Annotated in this window: 1 pseudogene; it reads left to right on the top strand. The window is 56.7% G+C overall.

Annotated elements, in window-relative coordinates:
* Positions 1–1,183 (top strand): annotated as a pseudogene (locus AACQ83_RS24145) (hemagglutinin repeat-containing protein); the annotation flags it as partial.

Raw genomic sequence — 1,183 nt, forward strand, 5'->3', positions numbered from 1 at the left:
TTGGCAAAGCCATTCAGAATGCCCACGGTCATCTTGAAGCCAAAACCCGACTGACTACAACCAGCCAGACACTGGATAACACGCAGGGGGTGTTGCTGGCGCAGCATATCAACAGCCAGACCACCGGCCAGCCCTTCATCAATACGGCGGGACAGGTGATAGCCGGGGACACCCTGACCTTAAACAGTGGTGAACTGGATAATACGGCGGGGCTGTTACAATCCGGCCGGGAGATGGCCGTTGATACCCACGGGCATGGGCTCATTAATACCCGCAATGCCGACCAAAAAGGAGGCCGGTTGTTAAGCGGCGGGCAGTTAACCCTGCGTACCGGCGACATCGATAACACCGGCGGCATGATAGCCGCGGACGGCAAAACGACGCTGACCAGCAGCATGCTCAACAATACTCAGGGACAGATAGCCGGGAATGGCGGGCTAGACATTCACAGTCAGCAACTCACTAACCGCAACGGGACCTTACAATCCGCAGATGCCCTGAATCTGGATACCGACGGGCAGTTACTGGATAACCAGCAGGGCCAGATTATTGGCGAGGGCAAAACCACCGTCACCAGCGGCCCGCTGGATAATCGCCACGGCCATCTTCAAGGCGGACAGTTGGTTATCGACACCCGACAGGCGCAAACCGATAACCGGGACGGCAAATTATTGTCGGCCGGTACATTCAACCTGAAAACCCAGCGGCTCGATAATCGACACGGGCAGGTGCAAGCCGTGGGCGACACCGTGTTGAATGTGAAGACCCAAACCGATAACACTGGCGGCCTTATCCGTGGTGGTCAGCAATTGACCCTGAGCACCGCTCACCTGATTAACCGCGACACGGCGCAGACGGATAAAGGACTGGAAGCGCAAAACCTGACGGTCAACGCTCAACAGGTGGATAACAACCAGGGGGCTTTACGGGCAGCCGACCACCTGCAAGCGAACATCCGTCAGACTCTGGATAATACCCAGGGGCTGGTCTCCGCAGGCAAACAGCTCACTATCAACCGCGAGGCTCAGCAACCGCATCTGAGGATTAACAACCAACAGGGCACCTTGATTGCCGGAAAACAGGTGGATATTAACGCCGAGGCCCTCAGCGGTGACGGCCAACTGTTATCGCAGGGGGATATGGCCGTCACCTTAACCGAGGATTTTCACCATACCGGCAACAC

The sequence above is a fragment of the Photorhabdus sp. S10-54 genome (assembly GCF_963878145.1).
GTDB lineage: Bacteria > Pseudomonadota > Gammaproteobacteria > Enterobacterales > Enterobacteriaceae > Photorhabdus > Photorhabdus kayaii.